Here is a 26,161-nt window from a genome sequence, read left to right on the forward strand (position 1 = left end):
TACGCCTCGGCCGGTAAGACCGGGCGCCGTCCCCACCCCCAAACCCCCACCACATCCGCCGTGGGGGCGGGGACGAGGCAGGGGCCTGGGAGGTGTTTCAACGGGTCAACGGATCAGTGTGCGAAGCCCCAGTCGAGGATCTTCTTCGCGTCGTCGAAGCGGCCGTTGTCGTCCTTGAGGATGGCACCGACGAGGGTGCGGCCGTCGCGCTTGGCGGCGAAGACGAGGGCGTAGCCGGCCTCGGGGCCGCTGCCGGTCTTGATGCCGAGGGCGCCGTCGTACGTGGACAGCAACTGGTTGGTGTTGTTCCAGGTGTAGTACCGGGTGTGGCCGTTGGCCGCGGGGGCCTCGGCCTTGAACTGCTGGTTCTTGACGACCTCGGCGAAGACGGGCTGGAGCATCGCGCGCTGGCCGAGCTTGGCCATGTCGCGGGCGGTGCTGCGGTTGTCGCCGTTCGAGATGCCGTCGTAGCTGTCGAAGTGTGTGCCCTTCAGGCCGAGCTGCTGCGCCTCGTCGTTCATCTGGCGGACGAAGTCGGCGACCCGCTCGTCCGTGGTGGCGCCCTGACCGTAGTGGTCGGCGAGGGCGCGCGCGGCGTCCGCGCCGGACGGAATCAGCATGGCGTGCAGCAGCTGGCGAACGGTGAGCGTGTCACCGGTCTGGAGGTCGGCGGTGCTGGCGCCGACCTTCTGGACGTAGTCCCGGTACTCCTGCTTGACCTGGATGCCGTGCTCCAGCCACTCGGGGTGCTTGAGCACCACGAGCGCCGTCATGATCTTGGTGGTGCTGGCCATCGACACGCTCTCGTCGGCCTTGGCACCGCCCCACATCTCGCGCTCCTGGCTGCCGTCGCGGGCATCGAGGAGGAAGGCGTGGTCGGCCTTGACCTGGGGCGCGTCCTGGGACTTGGGGTCCTGGGCGGCGTCGGCGGCCTGCTGCTGGACGGCCGCCTGCTGGCGGTGCGCGTCCTGCTGGTCGTCGGCGGAGTGCGTGGCACCGGGGGTGGCGGCCTGTGCGAGGCCGCTTGCGGTGATCGGCAGTGCGGCGCCGACCATTGCCACCATCGCGATCCGGACCCCGGTGCGGTGTATCCGGTTCGGGCGGGCGTGGGAACCCATGGGTATCCCTTTCTCCCGGCGTTTGAACGCCGGTAGCTCGTGGTAACTCGGTTTATCTCGAACCTACTTGTGTGCAGACACCAACCGTCAAGCCCGTTATGTCATAGCCCCGTAACGAGCTGAGGCGGAGTGGAGAAGTTGTGTATGTGGCGGGTGGGGCCTGTGGGGTTGCTCGCGGGGAGTGAACGGAAGACTCCTCCGGGACATCAGGGTTCCGCCGGGCCGTTTACCTGTGACGAGCGATCACGTCGCGCTTGACCTGCCCGTTTTAGCGGCGGGAGCGACCGTCACGCCGGAGCGGAGACCCGCTTCCGCCCGTTTGGTGGTTGCGGATTCAACCTCGGGTGATCACTTTCCGTGAGGTGCCGATCGGGGCGTACGGGCGGATGGCCGCCCTGGTCGGAGGCGTTCGGGGAGGCGGATCGGGTGCGCTCCGCGCCGGGAACGGCAGCGGGCCCGGGGGCGTAGCCTGCCCCCGGGCCCAGTGGTGCCGCCCTGTGCTGTCGCCGGCGCGGTGAAGAGCGCGGGTCATACTGAGGTCGTCGTGTTCTGCCTTTGAACTACCGCGCATCGGGAAAGTGGCTGCACGGGCCGGACTTGAACCGGCATCCGACGACGCGGGCCCGGCCCGGTCGTTCCGGCGAACGGCGGCGCATACTGAATCTGGAGCAAGAGTCTGAGATTGATCGCGGTGTGCCTCTGCCGATTGGGCCACCGCGGCCCGAAGTGCCGCGGGGAGGACTTGAACCTCCACTGACCACCGCGTTCGTCACGACAAGCCTCAGTTTCAGCTTGCGCTCCTCGCGCACCCCGGGCGCGCTGCGGCGTCCGGGGAGTTGATGGGGCTACCCGAAGAGGTAGCCGAAGACGGCGTCACCCACCCTCTGGTCGGTCACCTCCGCGCCGTTCGCCTCCTCGCGGGCGAACTTCACGGCGGTCTGCAACTTCTCGACGCGGTCGAGGAGTTCGTTGACCCGGCGGGCGGGGAGCGCGCCGGAGAACTTCACGGTCGTCCAGTACCCGACGGGTATGTCCTCGTAGTACACGTCGACCTGCGCCGGATGCTTCTCCGTCGCCTCGGCCTTGACGTGGTTGCGGGGCACCTTCTTCGTCCGGACGGTGCGGACCGGCTCGGTCTTCCAGGCGTCGGTGGACGGGTCCTGCACCCAGGACTCCGACGCGTCGAGCACCGGCAGCTTGCGGACGAAGGCGGCGAGGTCACCGAGCTGCTTCTCCAGGAAGAGGAGGTACGCCACCGGCACCTGGGGGAGGAGCACGCGGCCGTCGACCGTCACATCGGCGCGGGCGGTGCAGTTGGCCCAGTCCTTGGTGGCGGTCACATCGAACAGCCTGGTCAGGGTGGTGGCCGTCGACCGCAGGACGTCCTCGGCCTGGACCTGCACCTTGGTGGACTCGGGCGGCAGCTGCTCACCCTCCTCGTCCTTGGGCTGGTACGTCCGCGCGATGCCGGACAGCAACGCCGGCTTCTGGAGGCCGTGCTGGGCGGCCGTCAGGTCCTGCTGGGACTTGGACTTGACGCCCTTCTCGACCGCGATGATCTGATTGAGTTTCGCCACGCCCCCACAGAACCATGACGTTGCGTGACTGGCGAATGATTATTCGAGCGAGGGGCGCGGGGGTGGGCTCAGGGGCCCGTCGGGGTCGGCTGCTGAGCCGGGGCCGCTCCCCCGGGCCGTGTCCGTAGGTGCGCGCTCGCGGTGGTCAGCGCGGCGAGGCGTTCCGGGGCGGTGGTGGCGCGGACCGCGAGGTACATGCGCAGGGTGAGCGGGTCGCCGTCCAGGGGGCGCAGGGTGACGCGGCGGGAGGCCACGGCGTCCGCCGCCGACGGGTACAACGGGGTCCAGCCCGGCTCGCCCGCCCCGATGTCGGCCAGGGTGTCCTGGAGGCGGACCGACGGCGGCCCCATGACGGGCGTGAATCCGGCGGCGCGGCAGGCGGTGTGGACGGCGTCGAAGAGCACCGGGTTCGTCTCGCGCGGGGCGATGCGCAGGGGCAGGGCGGCGAGGTCGGCCAGCCGGAGCGGGGCGCGGCCGGCCAGGGGGTGCGCGGTGGGGAGGGCGACGCGCAGCGGGTCGTCCCAGAGGGGGAGGAAGCGCAGGTCGGGGTGGGTTTCCTCGCGGCCGGGGTCCGTTCCGTCGCCGGGGTGCGGATCGCCGCCCAGGGGCGCGTCCCCGGGCGGGTGCGGCTCGCCCCCGGGGAGGGGCCCGGACCGCGCTGCCCGGAGGAACGCCGCGTCCAACCGCCCCGCCCGGACCTCCGCCAGGCGGCGCGGCGCCTCCAGGGTGCGGAACACGAAGCGGGTCCCGGCGCCCTGGCCGGGGAGCGCGTCCAGGAAGTCGTCGAGGCGGCGCCCCAGACCCGTACCGATGCCGACGTGGAGGACGGCCTCCTCGCGGGCGGCCAGGCGGCGGGCGCCGGCGGTGAACGCGTCCTGGGCGGCGAGGAGTTGACGGGCCTGAGGGAGCAGCTCCCGGCCGGCGGGGGTGAGCGTCACGGTGCGGGCCGAGCGGTCGAAGAGCGGGAGGCCCAGCTCGCGTTCGAGGCGCCGTATCTGCTGGCTGACCGCGGGCTGGCCGATGTGCAGCCGGGCCGCCGCCCGCCCGAAGTGCAGCTCATCGGCGACCGCGACGAAGTACTGGATCTGCCGCAGCTCCACGCCGCCCCGCCCTCCCGCCGGGCGACAGGGCCGCGCCCGTACCCGGAACTCGTACCCCGCGCCTCCCCGGTCGGGGCGGGATACGGGAGAGGGTCGCACAGCGCGACGGGCGGGGCGGGCGCGGCCCGCGGCTCAGCGGGCGGCCGCCCGCGCCGCCAGCGTCTCCCCGCCGATGGACCAGCTGTCGGCGGGGATCTCCTGCACATTGACCCAGACGCTCTCCCGCTTGCCGCCGGTGGCGGACACGTAGGCGTCGGTCAGCGCGCGGACCAGCTCGGCCTTCTGCTCGGCGGTCTTCCCGGGGGTCTGCTGCACCTGGATGAGAGGCATGGTGTCTCCTGCTCGAACGCGTCGGATGGATCCGATGGATCCGGATGGGTCTGGATGACGTGGCTTACGGGGAGGGCGGGGGCGCAGGCCGGTGCGGGCCCCGGCGGGGCCTTTCCGTCCGGCGTTTCCGCCGTCCGTGACAGTCCAGCACCGGGCCCCGCGCCGACCAAGGCGCAATCCGCACCGGCAGCGATCAGCGATCGTGATGAGTCGAGGTCAGGGGCGTCCGGAGGCGACGCGAGGGGGCGCTCAGGAGTCCCGCGGCCCCGGGAATTCCGTGTACGGCGGCCCGCCCCGCGTGCCACGATCCGCCCCATGCCGACACCGCCCCCGCCCCCGCTCCGTTTCCCGGCCCCGCTGCGTCCCGGCGACCGCATCGGCGTCACCGCGCCGTCGAGCGGTGTACCGGCCCGGCTGCGCGCCCGGCTCGACGTGGCGCTCGACGACGTACGGGCCCGTGGTTACGAGGTCGTCGTGGGCGCCTGTATGGACGGCGCCGGGCATGTCAGCGCCCCGGCGGCGGAGCGGGCCGCCGAACTGACCGCGATGCTGTGCGATCCCGGGATCCGGGCGGTGGTGCCGCCGTGGGGCGGCGAGACGGCGATCGATCTGCTGCCACGGCTGGACTGGCAGCGGCTGCGGGCGGCCGAACCGACCTGGCTCGTCGGCTTCTCCGACCTGTCGACGCTGCTCACCCCGCTGACCCTGCTCACCGGCGTCGCCACGCTGCACGGCACCAACCTGATGGACACCCCGTACGCGGTGCCGGACGGGCTGCTGTCGTGGCTCGATGTCGTCGCCGCGCCCCGGGGGCACCGGTTCACGCAGGTGCCCCCGGGGCGTCACCGCTCCACCGGGTGGGACGACTACGCCGCCGACCCCGGTGTCCGTACCTGCATCCTGGACGCCCCCGGGCGGTGGGCCCGGCTGGACGGCACCGGGGACGTCACGGCGTCCGGGCGGCTGCTCGGCGGCTGTATCGAGTCGCTGTGCAACCTCACCGGCACGCCCTACCTGGACACCGCCGCGTTCGCCCGGCGTACGGCCCCGGACGGGCTGCTCGTCTACGTCGAGGCGGCCGACGACGACGCCTTCACCATCTGCCGGAATCTGCACGGGATGCGGCTCGCGGGCTTCTTCGACCAGGCCACCGCGGTGCTCGTCGGCCGTACCGCGGCGCCCGACGCGCCCTCCCTCAGCCAGCACGAGGCCGTCCTGGACGCCCTCGCCCCGCTCGGCGTCCCGCTCCTCGCCGACGTCGAGTGCGGCCACGTCCCGCCGTTCCTCCCCCTCGTCAACGGCGCCCGCGCGCACGTCGTCCACACCGCGGAACGCAGCGCGTTGACCCAGATCCTGGAGTGACCCGGACCCTGGGACAATCCCAGTCCTAGACCCTGGACTGTCCCCGAACCTGGAGTGAGCGGCGGAGGAGGGACGGAGGCGAGGAAAGGAGAGGAGAGGCCGTCGGGCGTCCGGAATGAACAGGGAGGCAGCCGGATGGATCAGGCGCGGAAGATCAAGCGCCGGGAGATCAGGCGCCCGGAACCATCAGGCACCCTGCCGGATCAATCCTCCGACCCGGCAGCCTCCGCCGCCGTCCCCGCCGCGCGGACGTCCGCCACCCGGAACAGCCCCATCGACCGCGTCCCCACCCGGAACTTCCGGGCCGGTACGCCGGGTACCGGCGGGAACTTCCGGCCCCGGATGCCGATCGCGATGACGCCGCGCTCCGGCAGCACCCGGGCCAGGCTCGTCAGCATGCCGGGCAGTCCGGTGCCGCTCGCGCCCTGCCACTGGACACGTTCGCCGTAGGGGACGTCGGTGACGACGATGTCGGGGGCGAACCCGGCGGCGGCCCGCTCCAGGGCGGACGGGTCGAAGGCGTCGGCGTGGGCCACGGTGTGCGGGAGGTCGCCGCCGTCCGCGGCGAGGCGGGCCGCGAGGCGTTCGGCGGCGGCCGCGGCGTCGGCGTAGCCGGGCTTGTCGAAGCGGGCCGCCTTCTCGCGCTGTTCGGCGGCGCGGGCGGCGAGGCCCTCTGCGGTCAGCAGGGCGAGGTTGGCGCGGGCGATCTCCAGGGAGGCGTCGTCGATGTCGGACGCCACCACGGCCGCGATCCGGTCGCGGTGCACCAGGCCCAGCACCGTCGAGAGGTACCCCTTGCCGCAGCACGGGTCCCACAGGACGGCCGGTTCACCGCCGCCGCGCAGCGCCAGCGCGCGCTGGAACGTCTCCGCGGCCAGCCGCACCGGGAAGGCCGTGAAGCCGGGCGCGGAGCGCAGCACGAAGCCGCTGGCGAGGTCGGAGTGGTCGACGCGCTCCGTCGCGTAGCGGTAAGCCACCGGTCGTCTCCTCCACTCGCGTCCGGGCCGCCGTGCTCACGCACCGGGTCCGTCCTGTTCTCTCGCCTCCGTCACGATATCCGCCCTCGTCACAGGCCCGGGGCCATGCGGCGGCGGCCCGGGGGCGGCCCGGCGCTGCCGTAGACTCCCGGGGAGTTTCGGGGCAGGACAGGACACAGAGGGCGGAGGATTCGCGCGTGGGCGTGCGGCTGCTGGCACGGACCCTGCGGGGCGTCGAAGAGGTCTGCGCGCAGGAGATCACCGCCCGCGGTCTGGGCACCGTGGAGCGCCTGCGCCACCGCGAGGTGTGGTTCACCGCCGAGGAGCCGGACGCCCGGCTGCTGGACCTGCGCACCGCCGACGACGTCTTCCTGGTGGCCGCGGTGATCCGCGGCGTCGGCCACACCAAGGCCGACCTCGCCCGCTTCACCCAGCCGTCGCGCACCGCGCCGTGGCGCCGCCTGCTGCGGCTGCGCGGCCGGTGCGGCGGGCCCGACTCCGCGACCCGTGTCGACGTCGTCGCCTCGTACGTCGGCAAGCGCAACTACAACCGCTACGACATCGAGGACACCGTGGGGGAGCAGGCCGCGGCCGTGCTCGGGCTGCCGCACCACTCGCGGCGCGACGGCGCGGTGCCCGACGACGGGCAGCCGTTCCCGATCCGGGTGACCGTCGAGGGCACCGAGGCGATGCTCGCGGTCCGGCTCACCGCGCGCCCCCTGCACCGCCGCGCCTACAAGCAGGAGTCGGTGCCCGGCACGCTGCACCCGCCGCTCGCCGCCGCGATGGCGCTCCTCGCCGGCCTCTCCCCCGGCGACCGGGTCCTCGACCCGTCCTGCGGCACCGGCACCCTGCTCATCGAGTCCCGGCTGACCGTCGACGGCCTGCGCACCCTCGGCACCGACCACAACCCGGCGACGCTCGCCGCCGCGGTGGCCAACGCCTGTGCCGCCCGGCCGTCCGGCGCCGCCGCCATGGCCTGGGCGGTCGCCGACGCCGGGCGGCTGCCGGTCGCCGACGGGCAGGCCGACCGCGTCCTGAGCAACCCGCCGTGGGGCCTCCAGGTCGCCCCGGGCGGCACCCTCGCCACCCGGCCCGCCGCGTACTACGAGGAGATCCGCCGCGTCCTGAAGCCGGGCACGGGCCGCGCCGTCCTGCTCCTGCACGAACCGGACACCCACCTCGCCCTCGCCCGCGCGGCAGGGCTGCGGGTGCACGACAGCCGTCCGGTGAGCCTGTTCGGGAGCCATCCGGCGGTGGTGACGCTCAGCCGGTGAGGCCGGGCCGGCGGCTGCGCCGCCGGTCACCGGGTGTTGTCAGTGCCCTCGCCTACTGTTCCGGCATGGCGTTGGCAGACCTCACTCCCACGGCGGTGCTCCAGGCGATCGAGGAGTACGACCGCCTCGGTCAGGACGCGTTCCTGCGCAGGTACGGATTCCGGCGCGCCCTGCGCTACGTCCTCGTCCACGACGGCCGGCGGTACGACTCCAAGGCGATAGCCGGTGCCGCCCACGGCCATCTCGACGGCCGGGCCCCGCTGCGGCCGCGGGACTTCTCCGGTGGCGCCGCCCACGCCGCCGGGCTGCTGCGCGGCCTCGGCTTCAAGGTGATCGACGCCGCCGCCGCGACCGATGCCGCGCTGGGCCAACTCCTCGACCGCATGGGCACGTTGCGGGTGAGCCGCGCCGCGGGACGTCCGGCGCTCCACCAGCCGATCGTGCTGCTGTGGGCCGTCGGCCGGGCCGCCCGCGGTGAGCGGCGGATCCTGCCCTGGTCCGAGACGGAGCAGGCCCTCGGCGCCCTGCTGCTCCGCCACGGCCTGCACCGCGAACGCCCGCGCCCCGACTATCCGGTCGCCGCCCTGCACCGCGCCGGGCTGTGGGAGCTGAGCGGCCATACGGAGCCGGTGCCGCGCGCGCACGGTGACACCGCGCTGCGCGGCTGGTTCCGGCAGCAGCGGCCCGACGGCGGCCTCGACGCCGAGGTGTACGCCCTCCTCGGCCGGTCGGCCGGGGCCCGGAGCGCCGTCGTCGAGACCTTGCTGAGCACGTACTTCGTGGATCTGGAGCCGGGGGCGCTGTTGGAGGCGGTGGGGCTGACGGAAGTCGCTTGCGGCGAGGGCGAGTTGGGGGCGATACCTGGCGCAGGAGAGGGCGAGGTGGAGGCGGTCGGGATCGGTCCTCGCGGTTCCGCTCCTCTCCCGGCCGGCCCCCGCCGGGCAGACCCGCACGACTCCGACCTGCGCGGCGTCGTGCTGGCCGCCGAGTACGACCGGCTCTCCCGGATGGCCGAGGAGCGGCAGAGCGCGAACCGCGGGCGGCGTACGCCCCGTTCCGCCGCGCCGGTGCGGTCGGCGGAGGCGCGGCGGGCGGTGCTGCTGCGCAGCGGGCAGCGGTGCGAGAACCCGCGGTGTACGGGGGCACCCGACGATGTCACGGTCGCCGGTGAGCCGATATTGGAGGTCGATCACGTCCTCGATCTCGCCGGGGGCGGGCCCGACCTCCCGGACCACATGGTGGCGCTCTGCCCCAACTGCCACGCCGTCAAGACGCGCGGCCGCACCGGCGAGGAGCTGCGGGCCGTCCTCCTCGACGTGGCCCGCAGCCGCCATGCCCGGCTGCTGCGGGGCACGGACGGCTGACCGGCGCTCAGCCCGCGGTCCCGTACCCCGCCGGAATCCGCTCCAGCACGCCCCCGGCGAAGACGTCGTACAGCGGCAGCGTCGCCAGATGGACATAGCCGATGTGGCAGTCGCAGCTGGTCAGCGGGCAGGGGCGGGGGCGCAGCGCGGGGCGGAAGGTGTCGTCGTAGAGGTTGCCCAGCTCGGTGGGGACGAAGTGGCAGCGGCGGACGGTGCCGTCGCCGTCGACGGAGAGGACCGACTCACCGGTGCGGCAGGGCAGCCCGGCGCTGCGGTGCGGGTGGCGGCTGTACGGGAAGAGGGGGTCGAGCGCGGTCCAGGCGGCGGCCTCCGCGTCGGTGTAGGTGTGGCCCTCGGCGGCGTTGATCCACAGGTAGACCTCGGCGGGCAGCTCGCGGCGGAGGCGGGCGGCGAGGTCGTGATGCTCGGGGAGGCCGACGACGCCGACGCTGAAGCGGACGCCGCGCGCGGCCAGTTCCCGGGTCTTGCCGAGGAAGCGGTCGTACGGGGTCTGGCCCGGGTGGAAGGTGCACCACAGGGCGAGGGTGTCGAGGTCGGCGGCGGCCAGCCAGTCGGTGCGGCAGCTGAGGTTGGTCTGGATGGCGACACGGCGGACGTGCGGCAGCCGGGACAGCTCGGTCAGCGCCCGCCGGTACCAGGAGCGGACCAGACCCTCGCCCCACGGGGTGAAGAGGACGGACAGCCGGTCGCCGGTCTGCGCCGCCGCCCAACCGGTGAAGCGCTCCACCGCGGCCCGGTCGGCGCGCAGTTGCTCCCGGCTGTCGCGGCGCTTGGCGAACGGGCAGTACGGACAGTCGTAGTCGCAGGAGGCGAGCGGGCCGCGGTAGAGGAGGGTCAGGTCCATCGGGGGCGGCTCACTTCGGCTCGTAGGCGGCCATCGCGGCGCGCACCGCGGGCGAGAACAGCTCCGGGCCCAGCGCATCGGAGTGGGCCAGCCCCTCGGGCGTCAGCCGCAGCAGGCCGTCGCGCTCCGTCAGCCAGCCGCGGGCGGTGAACGCGGCCAGCTCGGCGGGGAAGTCGTCGGCCGGGTGGGTGCCGAAGCGGGCGCGGTAGCCGTCGAGCGGCATACCGGCGGCCTGGAGCACCGACTGGAGGAGGTGCCGGCGGCGGGCCTCGTCGCCCTCGACGTACCGGCCGACCTCGGCGCGGGTGAAGTCCTCGGTGGCGGTGTACGTGTCGATGATGCCGCGGACCTCGCGCATACCGACGGCGTAGTCGAAGGAGTAGTGCAGCCGGGAGGTGTACGAGCGGGCGCCGCAGCCCAGGCCGATCATGCCGTCGGTCTGGCAGGCGTGGTCGTCGGGGCCCTGCGCGGGGGCGCCGGGGCGGCGGAACATCCGCATCGACACCTGCTCGTAGCCGTGCGCCAGCAGGTGGTCGCGGCCCTGGCGGTAGAGGGCGAGGCGCTGGGCGTCCCAGGCGGCGTCGCCGGTGGTGTCCGGGTCCCGGCCCGGTGCGCCGAGGGCGGTGAGGGGGCGGACGTAGAGCGGGTAGAGGTACAGCTCCTCGGGCCGCCAGGCGAGGGCGGCGTCCAGGGAGGTGCGCCAGGTGGCAGGGGTCTGGCCGTCGATGCCGTAGATGAGGTCGATGTTGAGGATCGGTATCCGGGCGTCGCGGATGCGGCCGAGGGCGGCCTCGACGTCGGCGCGGCGCTGCGGGCGGACGGCGGAGCGGGCCTCGGCGTCGACGAAGCTCTGCACGCCGATGCTGACGCGGGTGGCGCCGCGCTCGGCGAGGACGGCCAGCCGGTCGGCGGTGGCGGTGCCCGGGGAGGTCTCGACGGAGAGGGGGACGGCGCGCAGGTCGGCGCCCATCCGCCGCTCCGCGATGTCGCAGAGCCGGATCAGTTCGTCGGCGTCGAGGTAGGTGGGGGTGCCGCCGCCGAACGCCGCCGCGGCGAACCGTACCGGCCCGTCGTCGCCGAGCGCCTCCCGCACGGCCGTGGCCTGGCGGTCGAGCGCGTCGAGATAGCGGGTGGCGAGGTCGCCCGGGGCGCCGATGCGGGTGAAGAGGTTGCAGAAGCCGCAGCGCACCTCGCAGAACGGTATGTGGAGGTAGAGCGACAGGGCGTCCTTGGGCTCGCCCGCCCACAGCTCCCGCAGCGCGGGCCGGGGCGCGAGCGGCCGGTACGCCGTCTTGTGCGGGTAGGCGTAGACGTAACCGGTGTACGGGCGCGGGGCGGCGGGCCGCTCCGCGGGCGGGGCGGCGGCCTCCGGCTCACCCGGAGCCGGGACGGCGACGGTCTGCGGGGCGGCGGGCGGCGTTGCGGCGGTCATCGTGCGGCCTCGTCGAGGAAGAAGTGGGCGTACGGGACGGTCCAGACGGCTTCGTGGCCGAGGCGGTGGCCGGTGTAGCCGTCGTCGCCGTAGGTGGTGCCGTGGTCGGAGCAGACGACGGCGAAGCAGCGGCGGCGGCTGCTCATCGCGGCGAAGAGGCGGCCGATGTGGCGGTCGACGTACTCCAGCGCCGCGGCGTGGCTCGCGCGGGTGTCGCCCGCCTCGCGGGTGGCGCCGGGCAGATGGAACCAGTTGGGCTGGTGGAGCGCGGAGACGTTGACGAAGAGGAAGAGGCGCCGCGCGGGGTCCAGGGCCGCGACGACCTCCTCGGCGCGGGTGACCTGCGCCGCGAAGGAGTCCGGTGCGGCCACCGAGAACTCCGGCTCCCAGTGGCTCTCCTGGAACAGCGACGGCAGTACGGAGCCGAGCGCCGCCTGCTTGTTGAAGAAGCCGACACCGCCGATGCAGACCGTGCGGTACCCGGCGGCGGCCAGCCCGCCGACCAGGTCGGGGGTGTCGAACACCCAGGTGCGCCCGGCGGTGGTCTCGCTGCCCGCGAAGCGCGCCGCGAAGAGCCGGGGGTGCGGTCCCGGCGCCGCCGGGGTCGGCAGGAAACCGGCGAACATCGCCTGGTGGGAGGCGTAGGTGAAGCTCCCCGGGGCGTGCCGCTTCTCCCAGGCGCCGCCCGGCAGATGGCGCGCGAGGTGCGGGATGCGGCCCGCGGCGGCCAACTCGGCGGCGACGTCGTACCGCAGGGTGTCGAGCGTGACGAACAGCAGGTCGTCCCGGCCGACGACGGCGTTCATGTCGGGGGCCGGTGCGGGAGGCGCGGCCTCGGCGGCGGACGGCTTCGGCGCGTCGGCCGGCCCGGGCTCCGCCGTCCGCCCGGTGTCTTCGGCGGGCTCAGGCAGCCGCATGGGGTATCTCGTCCGTTCTCTTCGCCACGGCGGCGATCTGTGCCGCGTAGGTGTCCAGGCCCTCGGCGCCGCTGCCGGGCAGGCCGGTCAGGCGCGGGAGGAGGTCGCCGAAGGCGTTGACCTCGCCGACGGCGAAGCGGCGCCATCCTGCGCCGGGCAGCAGATCGACGCCGACGCAGTGGGTGCGGGGGAAGCAGGCGGCGGCGCGTTCGCACAGCTCCAGCGCCTCGGCCCAGCGGCGCGGTCCGGCCGCCGCCCTCGCATCGGCCCACGCGCCCCGGGCGCCGCCGAGATGGAGGTTGGTCATCGGCACCCGGCCGGTGCGCACCACCGCATGGGTGGCCCGGCCGCCGGTCACCACGACCCGCAGATCGGCGACGCGGCCGCCGAGGGACGCCTTGGGCAGCCAGCGTTCGAGGTGCAGTCCGTCCGGGGCGAGGGCGTCGACGATCCCGGCGATCTCGCGTTCGTCGGTGTAGGTGCGCACCCGGAGGGAGTTGACGAGGGTGCCGTCCGCGGCCCGGGCGACGGAGGTGGTGGCGCGGATGCGGCCGGGTCCGGCGGTCTCCAGGGCGAGGACGCCGGAGGCCGACGAGCCGTGCGCGGGCTTGACGAAGACCCGCGGCAGCCCGTGCTCCCGCATCAGCGCGCGCACCTGTGCCCAGCTCCGCGCCCGGTCGGTGACGCCGGAGGTCGGCGAGGCCGGGACCCGTACGCCCGCGCCGTCCAGCACGCCGTGGCAGCGCCGTTTGTCGAAGAGGACCGCCAGTTCCTCGGGGTCGTCGAGGCGGCGGCCGCCGGAGAGGGTGCGGACGGCGGCGAGCAGCCCGGTGTACCAGCGGGCGGTGCCGGCGACGCGGGCCGGATCGCCGGGGCCCCGCAGCGCGGCGTCGACCTCGGCGTTCTCCCCGGGTGAGTCGATCCGTACGGTCTCGTGCGCGGCGAAGCGGGCGCCGCCGTCGCGCAGGACGGTGCGCCAGGACACCACGCGCGGCGCGGGCAGCCCGGCCGCCCGCACGGCCGCGGCGAAGAGCGTGACCCGGCGGTTCTCCGGATTCCCGACGACGGCGAAGCGGGGGCCGGGAGCGCCGGGAGCCGCGGGCCCGGACGCCTCAGGCCCGGGACCGGACGCGGCTGCCGCGGGCGCCACGGCCACCGGCCCGGCCGCCCCGGGCGCGGGCTCAGGGGTGGTCACTCCGCGACCGCCACATACCGGTCGCCGTCCTCGTCGGCGGTCTCCGGCTCGCTGAGGTCCACCTCGACGCCTGCGGGCGCGAGGGCGGCGCGCACCCGCTCCTGCATCCCCTCGGTGAGGTAGTGGTGGTGCAGGTCGAGCCGGGTGAGGTGGGTGAGCGGCTGACCGTCCAGCAGCGCCGTGGCGCCCGCGTCGCTCAGCGTCCCCATCGACAGGTCCAGGGTGTGCAGCCGGGCGACGACCGGGGCGGTGGCCAGGGCGGCGGCGATGTCGTCCTGGATCTCGCTGTTGTGCAGCGCCAGATGGGTCAGCCGGGGCCAGCGGGTGCCGTCCAGGAACGGCGCGAGGTCCTCGACGGTGGTGTTGGCGCCGTACCAGGACGAGCCGAGCCAGAGGTCGAGGCGCTCCAGGGCGGGCAGTTCGCAGCCGGCGACGCCGCACACCACCGCGGCGTCCACCCCACCGGTCTCGATCGTCAGCCGCCGCAGCGCCGGGTGGGCGACGGCGGGGAACTCCAGGGACGTGCCGCCGCGGACGCCGAACTCCTCCAGGGCGGGGAACGCCGTCAGCAGCCGGGTGGCGTCCTCCTGGACGATCCAGGAGATCTCGCACTCCTCGAAGGTGATGTCGCCCAGGAACAGCGCCCGCAGCCCGCTCAGCCGCGCCCGCTCCGCCAGCAGCGCCTCACGGACCGGCCCGGGGCCGTTCTCGAACGACTCGCCCCAGGTGCCGACGATCAGCGCCCGCACCCGGGGCAGGTCGACCGTCTCGGCGAAGCGGGCGAACAGCTGCGGCCAGCTCTCCTCCGCGTCCCACTCCTCGACGGCGAGCCGCCACGCCACCTCCGCCGCGTCCGGCAGCTCCGCCCCCTCGCCCAGCTCCCCGAAATCGTGCACGGGCAGGCCGTGGAAGTGCTCCAGGTGCCGCGAAATCGTCATGTCCCACCCCTGACGTCGAGACGGCGACCGCCGGATCCGGCCGCACGGTGTTCGATGCCCGTTCTACCAAGCACCACTGACAACGGCGGACGGACCCGCCGGGGGTGGTGACCGCCACCGGCCACGAGGCGCGCCGCGCGGACGGCCGGACCAGGGGCTTCGCCCCCCTGCCCAGGGGAAGCACTCCCTCACCTTTGACAGCCCACAAATCCACGTGTCAGCCTTAACTAACATGTCAGTCTGAACTTACATGCTTCGAGTGCTCCGAACTGGCGCCGTTCGAGACCACGGCCACCGCCGTGGCGGCGGACGCACCGGAGACAGTCAGCGACACGAAAGGAACGACATGACCGGCGCCGTCATCACGATCGCCATCGTCACGGTCATCGCCGGCGGCAGCACCGCGGCGGTGGTCGCCTACTTCCGGCTCCAGCGCCACCGCGCCGACGCCGTGGCGATGGCCGCGTACCGCAAGCTCGCCGAGGAGGCGTCCGCCGGGCACGCCCGCCTCCAGGACCAGCTGCAGACCCTCGACGCCCGCCTCACCGCGATCGAGACGCTGCTGCGGAGCGTGGGATGACGACGGCGGTCAAGTCCCTGCTGGTGGCGCCGGTTTCGGCCGCCCTTCTGACGCCCCGGCGGCTGGCCCGCGCGGCCAATCCGCCGCGCATGCTGGTGTCGGCGGCGACCTGGCGGGCGACCGGCTACCTCGTCGGCCACGCGGTGGCCGGGTCGGTCTTCTGCGCGGTGGCCACCACCGCCGTCCTCGCGGGCCTCCTCCTCGGCCAGCTCACCCTGACGGTGGCGCTGGCCTCCGGCGCCGCCTGGGTGGTCCGCTGCTGCGCCCAGGTCGAACGGGGCCGGGCCACGCTGGTCGACGCGCCGATCCCGTACGCCTACCAGCCCGTCGCCGAACCGGGCCTCGCCGGGCATCTCAAGGCCCGGTTCACCGACCCCGCGTTCTACCGCGACTGCTGCTATCTGATCCTGCTGCACCCGCTGCTGCTCCTGCTCGATCTGCTCACCCTCGCGCTGTGGCTCGGGCTGCTCGCCGGGGCGGCGCTGCCCCTGTGGTTCTGGGCGGTCGGCGCCCGGCAGGCCGACGGCTCGTACGTCCACGGCGTCCGGCTCGGCCGGTCCAACGGCCTGGGGCCCGGCATCTGGATCGACAGCTGGCCCGCCGCGCTGATCGCCTCGGCGGTCTTCCTCGCGCTGGCCATGTACGCGTCGTACGCCGTGGTGGCCGCCGCCCGGCTGCAACTCACCGTCGCCCACACCCTGCTCCGCCCGCCGCCCGACCCGCTCGCCCCGGCCCGGCGCGTCCTCGCGGAGCCCGGTCCGCTCACCGCACCGCCCACCCCGCCCGGCCCGGACGCCGGGTCCACCGCCGCGCACGCACAAACACACACGGAGGACATCGCACTTGACTTCTCTCCCTCCTGAAGGGAGGGGGATTCCTACGGCTCGCGCCGTGGGTTTTTCTGCTTCGTCGCCGACTGCCCGCCCGGCACACGCCGTTGAGGTCTTACACCGGCTCCACAGACAGCTGCCGTCAGCCCGACGGCCAGAAGGTTCTTCGCCGCGTTCACGTCCCGGTCATGGACCGCCCCGCAGTCACACGTCCAGGTACGGACGCTGAGCGGCATCTTCCCTTGGAGGGTGCCGCAGGCGGAGCACAGCTTGGACGAGGGGAAGAAACGGTCCACGACCACAACTTCCCGCCCGTACCAGTCCGCCTTGTACTCCAGCAGGCTCCGGAACTCGTGCCAGCTCGCATCACAGATGGCGCGGGCAAGGGGCCGGTTCTTGACCATGTTGCGCACGGTCAGATCCTCGATCACGAGCGTTTGGTTTTCACGCACGAGACGAGTGGTCAGTTTGTGCAGGTGATCACGCCTGCGGTCGGCGATCCGGGCGTACACCTTGGCGACCTTGCGGCGGGCCTTGGCCCGGTTCGCGGAACCCTTGGTCTTCTTGGCCATGGCCCGCTGGGCCTTCGCGAGCTTCTTCCGGTCGGTGCGCTCGTGGCGCGGGTTGGCGATCTTCTCCCCGGTCGACAGGGCCAGCAGGTGATCAAGGCCCACGTCGATACCGACTGCCGTGTCCATGGCGGGCAGCGGCTGCACCGACGGGTCCTCCACCAGCATCGACACGAACCAGCGGCCCGCCGCGTCCTGCGACACGGTCACCGTGGACGGAGACGCACCCACGGGCAGCGGCCGAGACCAGCGGATGTCCAGCGGCTCGGCCATCTTCGCGAGGATCAGCCTCCCCTCACGGAAACGGAAACCGCTGGTCGTGTACTCCGCACTCATGCGGGACTTCTTCCGCGACTTGAAACGCGGGTACCTGGACCGCTTGCCGAAGAAGTTCGTGAACGCGGCCTGCAAGTGCCGAAGCGTCTGCTGCAACGGCACCGACGACACCTCGTTGAGGTAGGCCAGCTCCTCGGTCCTCTTCCACGTCGTCAGCATCGCGGAGGTGGCGTTGTAGTTGACCCGCTCCTGCCGCGCCCACGCTTCCGTACGGGCGGCGAGTGCCAGGTTGTAGACCTTCCGAACACACCCGAACGTGCGCGACAGCTCGGCCGCCTGCACATCGGTCGGATAGAAGCGGTACTTGAACGCCCGCTTCACATGGCCCGTGGTCATGCTCACAAACTAGCGTGACTGCTTATTAAGATTAAACCTGCGGGTCAGGGCACTGAGATCCGGCCCGGCGCCCAACTGACCGGCCACGGCTGGTCGTCCGCGCGCCTCGCCCCGTACCGCACCACCGAGGGCGCCGCGCCCGCCGGGGAGCGGGAGATCGCGGTGGACGCCCGGTTCGCCGCGGAGCACGGCGTCCGCGTCGGGCAGCCGGTGCGGCTGACGGTGCGCGGCCAGGCCGGGACCTACCGCGTCACCGCCCTGGTGTCCGGCGCCGGTGACCCCGCGACGGTCTTCCTCACCGACACCGCCGCCGCCCGCGCCACCGGACGGCCCGGCACCCCCGACGCGCTCGGCGTGTTCACCGCGCCGGGCGCCGACACCGCCACCGTGCAGCAGGCCGTCACCGAGGCCGTGGCGGGCGCGGAGCGGGCCCCCGGGATCGCACCGCCGCAGGTGCTGACCGGTGACGAACGCGGCTGGGCGGAGCACCCCGAGGTCATCGCCGAGGGCAGCAAGCTGGTGACGCTGGCGTCCGTCTTCGGCGGGCTGTCCGCGGCGGTCACCGTCTTCGTCGTCTCCAGCACCGTGGGGCTCTCCCTCAACCAGCGGCAGCGGGAGTCGGCGCTGCTGCGGGCGATCGGCGCCACCCCCGCGCAGCTGCGGCGGATGGTGCTCGGCGAGACGCTGGTCGTCGCCGTCGTGGCGACCGCGCTGGCCTGCTTCCCCGGGCCCGCCATCGGCCGGGCGCTGCTGAGCGCGTTCGCCTCCGCCGGAGTGGTCCCGGAGACCATCGCGTTCCGGGCCGGTTTCGTGCCCGTCGCCATCGGCGTCGCCACGGCGCTGCTGACGGCGCTGGGCGCGGCGTTCCTCGGCGCACGGGCGGCGACCCGCACCCGGCCGACCGAGGCGCTCGCCGAGGCGTCCCTCCAACGCCGCTGGTTCAGCGCGCCCCGGCTGATCTTCGCGCTGCTCTTCCTCGCGGGCGGTACGACGCTGGCGCTGGTCACCGCGGGCGTGGACGGGCCGACGGCCGGCAGTACGGCGACGCCCGCGGCGATGCTGTGGACGGCGGGATTCGGGCTGCTCGGGCCCGGCCTCGCCAAGCTGATCACGGCGGTGCTCCGCGGTCCGCTGCGCGCCTTCACCGGGCTGGCCGGTTCGCTGGCCTCGCTCAACGCCAAGGCCCGCACCAGCCGGTTCGCCGGTGCGGTGATGCCCGTGATGCTCGCCAGCGGCCTGGCGATGGCCCTGATCTACCTCCAGACCACCCAGTCCAGCGGCGCCGAGCGGGCGTTCCGGGAGGACCTGCGCGCCGATCTGGTGGTGACCGCCGCCGACGGCGGCCTGCCGCTGGATCTCGTCCCCACCGTCGCCCGGCAGCCCGGCGTCGCCGCGGCCTCCGCGCAGATCTCCACCCTCGGCTTTCTCGACCCGCCGGCGCCGAAGCCGGATCCGGGCGACAAGCCCGACAAGCCGAAACCGGAGAAGCTGCCGCTCCAGGGCGTCACCCCGGACGGTCTGGACCGGACGACGGCCTACCGCGCGGCCACCGGCAGCCTCACCAAGCTGACCGGCGAGTCCGTCGCCCTGCCGACCACGATGGCCGACGAGGGCGGGTACAAGCTGGGTGACCGGGTGCCGCTGCGGCTCGGCGACGGCACCCCCGTCCGCCTCACCCTGGTGGCCACGCTCGACGGCCGCCGCGGCTACGAGACGGCGCTGCTCCCGGCCGCCCTGCTGGCGCCGCACACCGGCACCGGGCTGCTGCCGCAGATCATGGTGAAGGCGGCGCCCGGGACGGATCCGGCGAAGCTGGCCGGCACGCTCTCGGCCCTGGCCACGGCCCATCCGGGCCTGCGGGTCACCGACCGCGCCGCGCTCACCGTCGCCCGGGCGGACGCCGACGACACGCAGACGTGGATGTCGTACCTGCTGCTCTGCATGGTGGTGGGGTACGCGACGATCGCGCTGGTCAATACCCAAGTGGTCGCGACGACGGAGCGGCGCCGCGAGTTCATGCTGCAACGCCTCATCGGCTCCACCCGGCGTCAGGTGCTCCAGATGATGACGGTCGAGGCGGCGCTGGTGGCGATCGCCGGGATCGTGCTGGGCGTCCTGGTCGCCGCGCTGACGCTGGTGCCGCTGAGCATCAGCGTGCTGGGCTCGCCGATCCCGGACGGCTCCCCGTGGATCTTCATCGGGGTGGTCGCCACGGCCGTCGGCCTGACCCTCGCCACCACCCTGCTCTCGGCCCGCCTGGTCCTCCGCGGCAAGCCGGGCCAGATGGCCGGGGTGCGGGAGTGACCCCCGGCCCCTGACGCACCGAGAAAGCGGCGAGGGCCCCGGTACGCGGTACCGGGGCCCTCGCCGCGCCGGTGCGGCCGACGGCGGGCGGTCAGGAGGCCCGGCGTGCCCGGTACCGGGACGCCACGACCCCGCCCATGAAAAACGCCGCCGGCCACCGCGCTCCAAGCACCGGCACCCGACGGCGTACACGCACCGAACCCGGCTCAGTCGACGCTGCGCAGCAGGCTCTCCACGCTCTTGACCCGCGCTTCCAGCTCCGCCAACTGCCCACGCAGCGAATCCTGCTGGGCGACGGCTTCCTCGGCGAGTTTGCGGTACGAGGCCATCGCCACGGCGTCCGCGCGATGACGCTGCAACCGGAAGTACGCGACCACGCTCGCGGTGATCCCGCCGACGACGATCAGTACGACGGCGATGGCGATGACGGCCCCGGTCATGTGCGCTTCCCCTTCACGTCTTCAGATCCCCGCCGGTCGGCCGGGGCCTCCCCACCCGTCCGCTCCGACGGGGCGGCGTCGTCCGCCGCCTCGTCGGCCCGCACGGCCGCGAGGATCGTATCGATATTCACGTGGAGGTCGAACGGTGCCAGTTCGAAGTACTTGAGCGCCTTGCCGTCGTCGGACAGCTCCAGGTTCCCGGACACCAGACCGGCCTTCTCCAGGCGCTCCAGATGCATGTAGAGGAGGGGCCGGGACACGCCCAGGCGGCGCGCCAGCTCGCTGACGTACAGCCGCCCGCCGGACAGCTCCGCGATGATCCGGAGCCGCTGCGCGTGACCCACCGCGGCGAGCACAGCCAGAAGCTCCTCGCTGGTCACAGCCCACCTCTGACATCCCGGTTGATAGTGGAACGAGAATTTCCCACCCCATACGCGCCTGTCAAACGATCGGGCGCGGGCCCCGGGCGGCGCTGCTGGGCGCGGTGCGGTCCCAGCAACGAGGTCGGCTTCGTCCGCGCCCTGCGCGAGCGCTGCCACGACCGGGCCCGGGAGACCGGCGCGGTGCTGCTGCCCGCCTTCGGCTACGACTACCTCCCCGGCCTCCTCGCCGGAGCGCTCGCCGCCCGGCGCGGCGGCGACGCCGTCCACAACGGCTGGTTCCCGGCGCTCAGCCACGCCACGAACGCCCTGTCCGCCCGCGCCGCGGCCGCGGACCGGCGCCCGGCCAACCGGCGTCGTCTCCCCGCTCACCGCCTTCGGCACCGACACGCTGCGGGAGGGCTGCGCCGGGATCGGGCTCACGACGGTGTGACGCCGTCGGCCTGCGGAACCGCCGGACCGGCCATCGCCGCCCGTACGTCCCGCGGGCTCCAGTGGCCCGCGGCCCCGGGGCGCGCGGCGACGTACGCGGCCACCGTCGCGGCGTCCCACGCCCCGGCCGCCAGCAGCCCGGTGGCCACACAGCGCACATAGGCGGCGGTCGGCACCGTCCAGGCCACGTCCCGCATCCGCCAGGGCGCCGTGATGGTGAGCACGGGCGCGCCGTCCAGCCGGCCCGCGCAGACCAGCGTCTCGTACCGGCCGGGGCCCAGCGCCATCCGGCCGTGGGTGAGCACCTCGGTCAGGTCGAGGTCGTCGCCGGGCGGCCGGCCCATCTCCTGTGCCGCGATGTCGGAGAACTGCCCGGCCGTCAGCAGATGGGCCCGGGCCAGGACCCGCCCCGCGGCCTCCTGGTCGTAGTAGGCGCAGCCGCCGCCCCACACCGGTGACCGGGTCGCGAGGTACATCTCCCCCGACAGCTCCACGGCGGCCGACTCCGCGGGCGGTCGCCGGTCGCGGCAGCCCGGATACGTCCACATCGCCCCGGCGGGCCGGCCGCCTTCGATGTAGCAGGCCAGCCGCTCCCGCTGCACGTTCGACCCGTAGGCGGCGTACCAGACCCGCTTCGGGGCCTCGCCCCCCGCGCCCGCCGCCTTCTCCGGAACCCGTACCGCGTCCATGGGGTCAGTCTCCCCGCGCCGCGGCGGGCGCGCGCCCGGAGGCGCACCGCCTTGACGCCATACGTGCCCGGAGTCGGCCCGCAGTGCGGCACAATCCCGCTCGTGACCATCCGTCTACTGATCGCCGACGACCAGGAAATGGTCCGCCGGGCGATGCGCCGCATCGTGGCGAGCCAGCCCGACATGGAGGTGGTCGGGGAGGCGGCGAACGGCGTCGACGCCGTGGCGCTGGCGCGCACCCTCGCCCCCGATGTCGCGCTGGTCGACATCCGGATGCCGGGGCTGGACGGCCTGGAGGTGACCCGCCGCCTCACCGACCCCGCCACCGGCTCGCCCGTCCGCGTCGTCGTGGTGACCACCTTCGACCTCGACGAGTACGTCTACCCGGCGCTGCGCTTCGGCGCCTCGGGGTTCCTGCTCAAGCGCTCGGGGCCGGCGCTGCTGATCGAGGCGGTCCGGGCGGCGATGGCGGGTGACAGCCTGATCAGCCCGTCGATCACGGTGCGGCTGCTGGAGCACGTCACCGGCCCGGCGAACGGCCGCCGCCCGCGGCGCCGCGATCCGCTGCTGACGGAGCGCGAGGCGGAGATCGCGGGGAAGGTCGCCGAGGGCCGGACCAACGCCGACATCGCCCGCGAACTGTTCATCTCCGCGGGCACCGTCAAGACCCATGTCGCCAGCATCCAGCGGAAACTCCAGGTGCCCAACCGCGTCGGCATCGCGGTACGCGCCTGGGAGCTCGGCTACGCCACGGGGCGCACACCGGGCTGACGCGCGCCCCCGGCGCGAATCGGCTCCCCCGCCCGCGAAAGCTCCGTAGCCTCCCACCATGGACCACGGCATCTCTCCCCGGCAGCGGCGCCGGTGGCGGTGGGCGGGGGCGGCCGCGCTGCCGATGCTCGTCCCCGCCGTTCCGGACCCGGCGGGCGCGGCCCCCTTCGCGGTGCCGGCGGCGCTGGCGCTGGCGGCGGCGATCGGGGCCCGGCCCGGCGGGCGGATCTCCCTTGCGCGGGCCGCCGGGGCCGTGGCGGCGCTCTCCCTCGTCCTGGACGTGTGCCCCTTCGGCAAGCCGGGGCTGATGCTCCTGTGGTACCCGTTCGAGACCGTCGCCCTGCTGGTCCTGCTGGAGCGGGTGGTCCGCCGGGTGCCCGGTCCCCGGATGGTCCCGGTCGCCGCGGTGACCGGCGCCGCCGCGGTGCTGCTGCCGCTGCGCTTCACCCTGCACGCGCCCACCACGGGGCCGAAGGAGTCGGTGGTCGCCGCCGCGCTCGCCCTCTTCCCGGCGGCCGCCGCGGCCGGCGTCGGGCTGTATCTGCGTACGCTCGACCGCCGCCGGGCGCACGCCGTGGAGCTGGCCCGCCGCGAACAGCGCCTCGAAGTCGCCCGCGATCTCCACGACTTCGTCGCCCACGAGATCACCGGCATCGTCCTGGAGGCGCAGGCGGCGCAGTTCACCACCGAGCCGGCCCACGCCGAACACCACGCCCTGCTGGCCCGCGTGGAAGCCGCCGGGCTGCGGGCGCTGGACTCCATGGACCGTACGGTGACCGCTCTGCGCGGCGCCGGTCACCGCCCGCCGGAGCCGCCGCCCACCCGGATCCACGGCCTGGCCGACCTGCCCGAACTCGTCGACCGCTTCGCCGCGATGTCCCCCGCGAAGGTCACCCTGACGCTCCCCGACGACGCACTGGACGCCCTTGCCCCGGAGTCCGGGGACACCGCGTACCGGGTGGTGCTGGAGGCCCTGACGAACGTACGGCGGCATGCGCCGGGGGCCGGGCGGATCGCGATAGCCGTGGCCCGGACCGGCGGCCCGGCGGTGGCGGTCTCCGTGGTGAACCACGCCTCCCCCGCGGCGCCCGCGACCGCCCGGCGCGGCGGCGGCACCGGTCTGGCGGGCCTGGCCGAACGGGTCGCCGCGCTGGGCGGGGCGCTGACGGCGGGCCCGTACGGACCGGGCTGGCGGGTGCACTGCCTGCTGCCGGCGCCCGCCGCCGGCTGAGCGATATCTGCCGTTCGGCAGATGTGCCGGTGGCCCGGATCCGGGACCGTCCGGGGAGCAGCACACCAGGTCGCCTCCCTGCCGGGGGCGCACCGTTCGTCTCCCAGGAGGAACCGATGTTCTCAGCCACCCCCGCGAAGCGGCCCGCCGCGCTCCTCGCCACCGCGGCGGTGGCCGTCACCGCCGTCCTCGGCCTGTCCGGCTGCTCCGTGGACGCCTCGAAGACGACGCCCGCGTCGAAGACCTTCCCCTACAACGGCAGCGCCCTGAAGCTGACCACCCACGAGGTCGCGACCGAGGTCGTCGCCACCGACCGCAAGGACATCAAGGTCACCCGCTGGTTCGACGCCGCCGCCGGCACCGAGCACCTGGTGTGGCGGCTGAAGGGCGACACCCTCGACATCGACTCCGGGTGCAGCGGTATCGCCTTCTGCGACGCCAAGTTCAGGGTCGAGGTGCCCAAGGGGGTCACGGTGACCAAGGACGGCGTCAAGACACCGGCCGGGCACCGCTGACCGGCCTCACAACCACCCCTGCTGGGCCGCCTTCAGCCCCGCCTCGAAGCGGCTGCGGGCCTGAAGGCGCTCCATGATCGCGGCCATCATCCGGCGGGCGGTGCGCGGCGAGATGTGCAGCTTGCCCGCCACGGCCTCGTCCGTGTGGCCCTGGCCGATGAGGTGGAGGAGCGCGCGCTCGGCCTCGCTCAGCCCCGGCTTCGGCGCCGGATCGTCGGCGCCGAGCGGGGCGGACTGGTTCCACGCCTGGTCGAACAGGGCGGTCAGGGACGCGATGACCCCGGGCCCGGTCAGATAGAGCACGCCCTTACGGGTGTTGTCGGGGTCCAGCGGCACCAGGGCCGCGCGGTGGCCCGAACCGTCCTGGCCGGTTTCGCCGGGCCCTCTCCCCTTCCTCCGCTCCGGCCGCGTGCAGACCATGGTTTCACCGGGCCGACGCGGAACACCGAAGCCGGATCCGGAGAATCCACCCACTCACCCCCAGGGGACACCCATGTCCGTCAACGCCCGCATACTCGCCGCCGCACCCCTCGCCCTCGCCGGCCTCGCCTTCACCACCGCGTCCGCCGCCTCACCCGCGAGGCGGCCGACGCCCTTCCGGAACGCGACGCCCCTCAGGAACGGCCGGCCGTGGCGGAATCCCCGGCCGAGGGCACGTTTCCGGTCCAGGGATCCCGCGCGGCGCCGCCCGCCACATGCTCCTCGTAGGCCGCGACCTTGCGGCTGATCAGCCCCAGACAGCCGGTGAGTTCGGCGATCCGGGCGGTCACCTGCTCCTGGTGCTCACGGAGGATCGCCAGCCGGTCCGCCTCGTTGCCCGGGCCGCTGCGGACGAGGGCGGCGAACCGCCGGATGGTGGCCAACGGCATCCCGGACGCACGGAACTTCGTGCAGTTGAGCAGCCACTCCACCTCCCACTCGCGGTAGACGCGGCGGCCGCTCGCATTCCGCCGCACCGGGTCGACGAGCAGCCCCTCGCGCTCGTAGAGCCGTAGCGCGTCGACGCTCAGACCGGTGCGCTCCGCCACCTGCCCGATCGTCAACTCCTGCGCGGTATCTGCCATGCCGCGGATCGTACGGCGTTGACCTGGACCGCGGTCCAGCTCCTAGCGTGCCCGCCATGGGAACACCTCAGCACACCATCGGATCGGGGTTCGGCGCCCGCAGCACGGCCGACGACGTCCTGCGCGGAACCGACCTCTCCGGAAAGCTCGCGCTCGTCACCGGCGGCTACTCGGGCCTGGGCCTGGCCGCCACCCGCGCACTCGCCCGCGCCGGCGCCCGCGTCATCGTCCCCGCCCGCCGCCGCACCGCCGCCGCCGAGGCCCTCGCCGGTATCGACGGCACCGAGGTCGACGCACTGGACCTCGCCGACCAGGACGACATCCGCCGCTTCGCCGACCGCTTCCTCGCCTCGGGCCGCCACCTCGACCTCGTCCTTGCCAACGCCGGCATCATGGCCTGCCCGGAGACCCGCACCGGCCCCGGCTGGGAGGCGCAGTTCGCCGTCAACCACCTCGGCCACCACGCCCTCGTCAACCGCCTCCGGCTCGCCCTCGCCCCCGGCGCGCGCGTGGTCGCGGTCTCCTCCGCCGGCCACCAGCTCTCCCCCATCCGCTGGGACGACGTGCACTTCACCCGCGGCTACGACCGCTGGCAGGCATACGGCCAGGCAAAAACCGCCAACGCCCTGTTCGCCACCCACCTGAACACCCTGGGCCGCGACGCCGGCATCCACGCGTACTCCCTCCACCCCGGCGCCATCCTCACCCCCCTCCAACGCCACCTCTCCCGCCCCGACATGATCGCCAAGGGCTGGATCGACGAGCACGGCACCGTCATCCACCCCGACTTCAAAACCCCCGAACAGGGAGCGGCGACCGCGGTGTGGGCAGCGACCTCCCCCCTCCTGACGGACCACGGCGGCGCCTACTGCGAGGACTGCGACCTCGCGGAACCCACGACGAGCACCGAGGGCTGGTCGGGCGTCCGCGACTATGCGGTCGACCCGGACGAGGCCGCCCGTTTGTGGGAACTGTCGGCGGGGCTTACAGGGGTGGGGGCGTAGGGGCCACGAGCCGGACCCTGCACGCCGCCCCCGCCACCTGGCGTTTTAGCTGCCCCCTTAAAGACATGGCGGCCATACCACCCCGAAGGCAGGCTGAGGCCGCTCCCCTTCCGCTCCTGAGCAGATGCCGATGAGCAGGTGATCCAAGCACGGAGGCCAGACCTCGACAAAACAGACGCAGGCCCGACATATCTCTCCGTTCAACTCCACGCTGTGTGACGCCAAGCA

The 26,161-nt window shown here is 73.9% G+C and carries 26 protein-coding genes; 10 read left to right on the top strand and 16 right to left on the bottom strand.

Going from position 1 to position 26,161, the window contains the following annotated elements; genetic code table 11:
* Positions 1-113: 113 nt before the first annotated feature.
* The 4 genes from ACZ4U4_RS00635 to ACZ4U4_RS00650 all read right to left on the bottom strand — a co-directional run bounded on the left by ACZ4U4_RS00635 (position 114) and on the right by ACZ4U4_RS00650 (position 4,302).
* Entirely contained in the window at positions 114-1,118 is a 1,005-nt protein-coding gene (locus tag ACZ4U4_RS00635) for a D-alanyl-D-alanine carboxypeptidase family protein (RefSeq protein WP_467867898.1), read from the bottom strand.
* A gap of 845 nt (positions 1,119-1,963) precedes the next feature.
* Complete coding sequence (locus tag ACZ4U4_RS00640) at positions 1,964-2,695, bottom strand: DUF7873 family protein (protein ID WP_467867900.1); 732 nt, start codon at positions 2,693-2,695, stop codon at positions 1,964-1,966.
* Between the two features lie 68 nt (positions 2,696-2,763).
* Entirely contained in the window at positions 2,764-3,795 is a 1,032-nt protein-coding gene (locus tag ACZ4U4_RS00645; RefSeq protein WP_467867902.1) for a LysR family transcriptional regulator, read from the bottom strand.
* Positions 3,796-3,927: 132 nt separating this feature from the next.
* Positions 3,928-4,302: a tautomerase family protein gene (locus ACZ4U4_RS00650; protein ID WP_467867903.1), complete on the bottom strand. Its 375-nt coding sequence runs from the start codon at positions 4,300-4,302 to the stop codon at positions 3,928-3,930.
* 138 nt (positions 4,303-4,440) lie between these two features.
* Here ACZ4U4_RS00650 and ACZ4U4_RS00655 point away from each other — a divergent pair, with 138 nt between their 5' ends.
* Positions 4,441-5,487 (top strand): S66 family peptidase, encoded by a 1,047-nt coding sequence (locus tag ACZ4U4_RS00655; RefSeq protein WP_467867905.1) that lies wholly within the window; start codon positions 4,441-4,443, stop codon positions 5,485-5,487.
* A gap of 203 nt (positions 5,488-5,690) precedes the next feature.
* On the opposite strand, the gene ACZ4U4_RS00660 is transcribed toward ACZ4U4_RS00655, so the two are convergent.
* Entirely contained in the window at positions 5,691-6,464 is a 774-nt protein-coding gene (locus ACZ4U4_RS00660; RefSeq protein WP_467867907.1) for an rRNA methyltransferase, read from the bottom strand.
* 197 nt (positions 6,465-6,661) lie between these two features.
* On the opposite strand from ACZ4U4_RS00660, the gene ACZ4U4_RS00665 reads away from it, so the two are divergent.
* Both ACZ4U4_RS00665 and ACZ4U4_RS00670 read left to right on the top strand, forming a co-directional pair.
* Positions 6,662-7,741, top strand: a complete 1,080-nt coding sequence (locus ACZ4U4_RS00665) for a methyltransferase domain-containing protein (protein ID WP_467867909.1) — start codon at positions 6,662-6,664, stop codon at positions 7,739-7,741.
* A gap of 65 nt (positions 7,742-7,806) precedes the next feature.
* Positions 7,807-9,105, top strand: a complete 1,299-nt coding sequence (locus ACZ4U4_RS00670) for an HNH endonuclease signature motif containing protein (RefSeq protein ID WP_467867911.1) — start codon at positions 7,807-7,809, stop codon at positions 9,103-9,105.
* A 7-nt stretch (positions 9,106-9,112) separates the two neighbouring features.
* On the opposite strand, the gene ACZ4U4_RS00675 is transcribed toward ACZ4U4_RS00670, so the two are convergent.
* The 5 genes from ACZ4U4_RS00675 to ACZ4U4_RS00695 form a co-directional block, all read right to left on the bottom strand.
* Entirely contained in the window at positions 9,113-9,970 is an 858-nt protein-coding gene (locus ACZ4U4_RS00675; RefSeq protein ID WP_467867913.1) for an STM4011 family radical SAM protein, read from the bottom strand.
* 10 nt (positions 9,971-9,980) lie between these two features.
* A complete protein-coding gene (locus tag ACZ4U4_RS00680; protein ID WP_467867915.1) occupies positions 9,981-11,402 on the bottom strand; it encodes an STM4012 family radical SAM protein in 1,422 nt (473 codons plus the stop codon).
* A complete protein-coding gene (locus tag ACZ4U4_RS00685; protein WP_467868911.1) occupies positions 11,399-12,208 on the bottom strand; it encodes an STM4013/SEN3800 family hydrolase in 810 nt (269 codons plus the stop codon). The genes ACZ4U4_RS00680 and ACZ4U4_RS00685 overlap by 4 nt, the downstream gene beginning before the upstream one ends.
* Before the next feature lie 97 nt (positions 12,209-12,305).
* On the bottom strand, positions 12,306-13,514 hold the full coding sequence (locus ACZ4U4_RS00690) for an STM4014 family protein (RefSeq protein ID WP_467867917.1): 1,209 nt from the start codon (positions 13,512-13,514) through the stop codon (positions 12,306-12,308).
* Positions 13,511-14,452 (bottom strand): STM4015 family protein, encoded by a 942-nt coding sequence (locus tag ACZ4U4_RS00695; RefSeq protein ID WP_467867919.1) that lies wholly within the window; start codon positions 14,450-14,452, stop codon positions 13,511-13,513. Before ACZ4U4_RS00695 ends, ACZ4U4_RS00690 begins: the two co-directional genes overlap by 4 nt.
* A gap of 346 nt (positions 14,453-14,798) precedes the next feature.
* Here ACZ4U4_RS00695 and ACZ4U4_RS00700 point away from each other — a divergent pair, with 346 nt between their 5' ends.
* Together ACZ4U4_RS00700 and ACZ4U4_RS00705 are read left to right on the top strand one after the other, a co-directional pair.
* Complete coding sequence (locus tag ACZ4U4_RS00700) at positions 14,799-15,032, top strand: hypothetical protein (protein WP_467867921.1); 234 nt, start codon at positions 14,799-14,801, stop codon at positions 15,030-15,032.
* On the top strand, positions 15,029-15,895 hold the full coding sequence (locus tag ACZ4U4_RS00705; RefSeq protein WP_467867923.1) for a sensor domain-containing protein: 867 nt from the start codon (positions 15,029-15,031) through the stop codon (positions 15,893-15,895). The genes ACZ4U4_RS00700 and ACZ4U4_RS00705 overlap by 4 nt, the downstream gene beginning before the upstream one ends.
* 14 nt (positions 15,896-15,909) lie before the next feature.
* Here the strand turns inward: ACZ4U4_RS00705 and ACZ4U4_RS00710 are convergent, their stop codons facing one another.
* Positions 15,910-17,103 carry an RNA-guided endonuclease InsQ/TnpB family protein gene (locus tag ACZ4U4_RS00710; RefSeq protein ID WP_467867925.1) on the bottom strand — a complete coding sequence of 398 codons (1,194 nt, stop codon included), beginning with the start codon at positions 17,101-17,103 and terminating at the stop codon, positions 15,910-15,912.
* 162 nt (positions 17,104-17,265) lie between these two features.
* Here ACZ4U4_RS00710 and ACZ4U4_RS00715 point away from each other — a divergent pair, with 162 nt between their 5' ends.
* Positions 17,266-19,407 (top strand): ABC transporter permease, encoded by a 2,142-nt coding sequence (locus tag ACZ4U4_RS00715; protein WP_467867927.1) that lies wholly within the window; start codon positions 17,266-17,268, stop codon positions 19,405-19,407.
* Positions 19,408-19,613: 206 nt separating this feature from the next.
* On the opposite strand, the gene ACZ4U4_RS00720 is transcribed toward ACZ4U4_RS00715, so the two are convergent.
* The 3 genes from ACZ4U4_RS00720 to ACZ4U4_RS00730 all read right to left on the bottom strand — a co-directional run bounded on the left by ACZ4U4_RS00720 (position 19,614) and on the right by ACZ4U4_RS00730 (position 21,348).
* Complete coding sequence (locus ACZ4U4_RS00720; RefSeq protein WP_467867929.1) at positions 19,614-19,847, bottom strand: hypothetical protein; 234 nt, start codon at positions 19,845-19,847, stop codon at positions 19,614-19,616.
* Positions 19,844-20,227, bottom strand: a complete 384-nt coding sequence (locus tag ACZ4U4_RS00725) for an ArsR/SmtB family transcription factor (RefSeq protein WP_467867931.1) — start codon at positions 20,225-20,227, stop codon at positions 19,844-19,846. Before ACZ4U4_RS00725 ends, ACZ4U4_RS00720 begins: the two co-directional genes overlap by 4 nt.
* A 419-nt stretch (positions 20,228-20,646) precedes the next feature.
* Positions 20,647-21,348 carry a histone deacetylase gene (locus tag ACZ4U4_RS00730; protein WP_467867933.1) on the bottom strand — a complete coding sequence of 234 codons (702 nt, stop codon included), beginning with the start codon at positions 21,346-21,348 and terminating at the stop codon, positions 20,647-20,649.
* A 102-nt stretch (positions 21,349-21,450) separates the two neighbouring features.
* Here ACZ4U4_RS00730 and ACZ4U4_RS00735 point away from each other — a divergent pair, with 102 nt between their 5' ends.
* The 3 genes from ACZ4U4_RS00735 (at position 21,451) to ACZ4U4_RS00745 (ending at position 23,865) form a co-directional block, all read left to right on the top strand.
* Complete coding sequence (locus ACZ4U4_RS00735; RefSeq protein ID WP_467867935.1) at positions 21,451-22,119, top strand: response regulator; 669 nt, start codon at positions 21,451-21,453, stop codon at positions 22,117-22,119.
* A gap of 58 nt (positions 22,120-22,177) precedes the next feature.
* Positions 22,178-23,350, top strand: a complete 1,173-nt coding sequence (locus tag ACZ4U4_RS00740) for a sensor histidine kinase (RefSeq protein WP_467867937.1) — start codon at positions 22,178-22,180, stop codon at positions 23,348-23,350.
* Positions 23,351-23,466: 116 nt separating this feature from the next.
* Positions 23,467-23,865, top strand: a complete 399-nt coding sequence (locus ACZ4U4_RS00745; RefSeq protein WP_467867939.1) for a hypothetical protein — start codon at positions 23,467-23,469, stop codon at positions 23,863-23,865.
* Positions 23,866-23,871: 6 nt separating this feature from the next.
* On the opposite strand, the gene ACZ4U4_RS00750 is transcribed toward ACZ4U4_RS00745, so the two are convergent.
* Both ACZ4U4_RS00750 and ACZ4U4_RS00755 read right to left on the bottom strand, forming a co-directional pair.
* Entirely contained in the window at positions 23,872-24,285 is a 414-nt protein-coding gene (locus tag ACZ4U4_RS00750) for a response regulator transcription factor (RefSeq protein WP_467867941.1), read from the bottom strand.
* Between the two features lie 194 nt (positions 24,286-24,479).
* Positions 24,480-24,929, bottom strand: coding sequence for a MerR family transcriptional regulator (locus ACZ4U4_RS00755; protein ID WP_467867943.1), 450 nt, complete (start codon positions 24,927-24,929; stop codon positions 24,480-24,482).
* Between the two features lie 56 nt (positions 24,930-24,985).
* Here ACZ4U4_RS00755 and ACZ4U4_RS00760 point away from each other — a divergent pair, with 56 nt between their 5' ends.
* Positions 24,986-25,933, top strand: coding sequence for an oxidoreductase (locus ACZ4U4_RS00760; RefSeq protein ID WP_467867945.1), 948 nt, complete (start codon positions 24,986-24,988; stop codon positions 25,931-25,933).
* The last annotated feature ends 228 nt before the right edge of the window (positions 25,934-26,161 follow it).

The organism is Streptomyces sp. NPDC029159, from assembly GCF_055564055.1.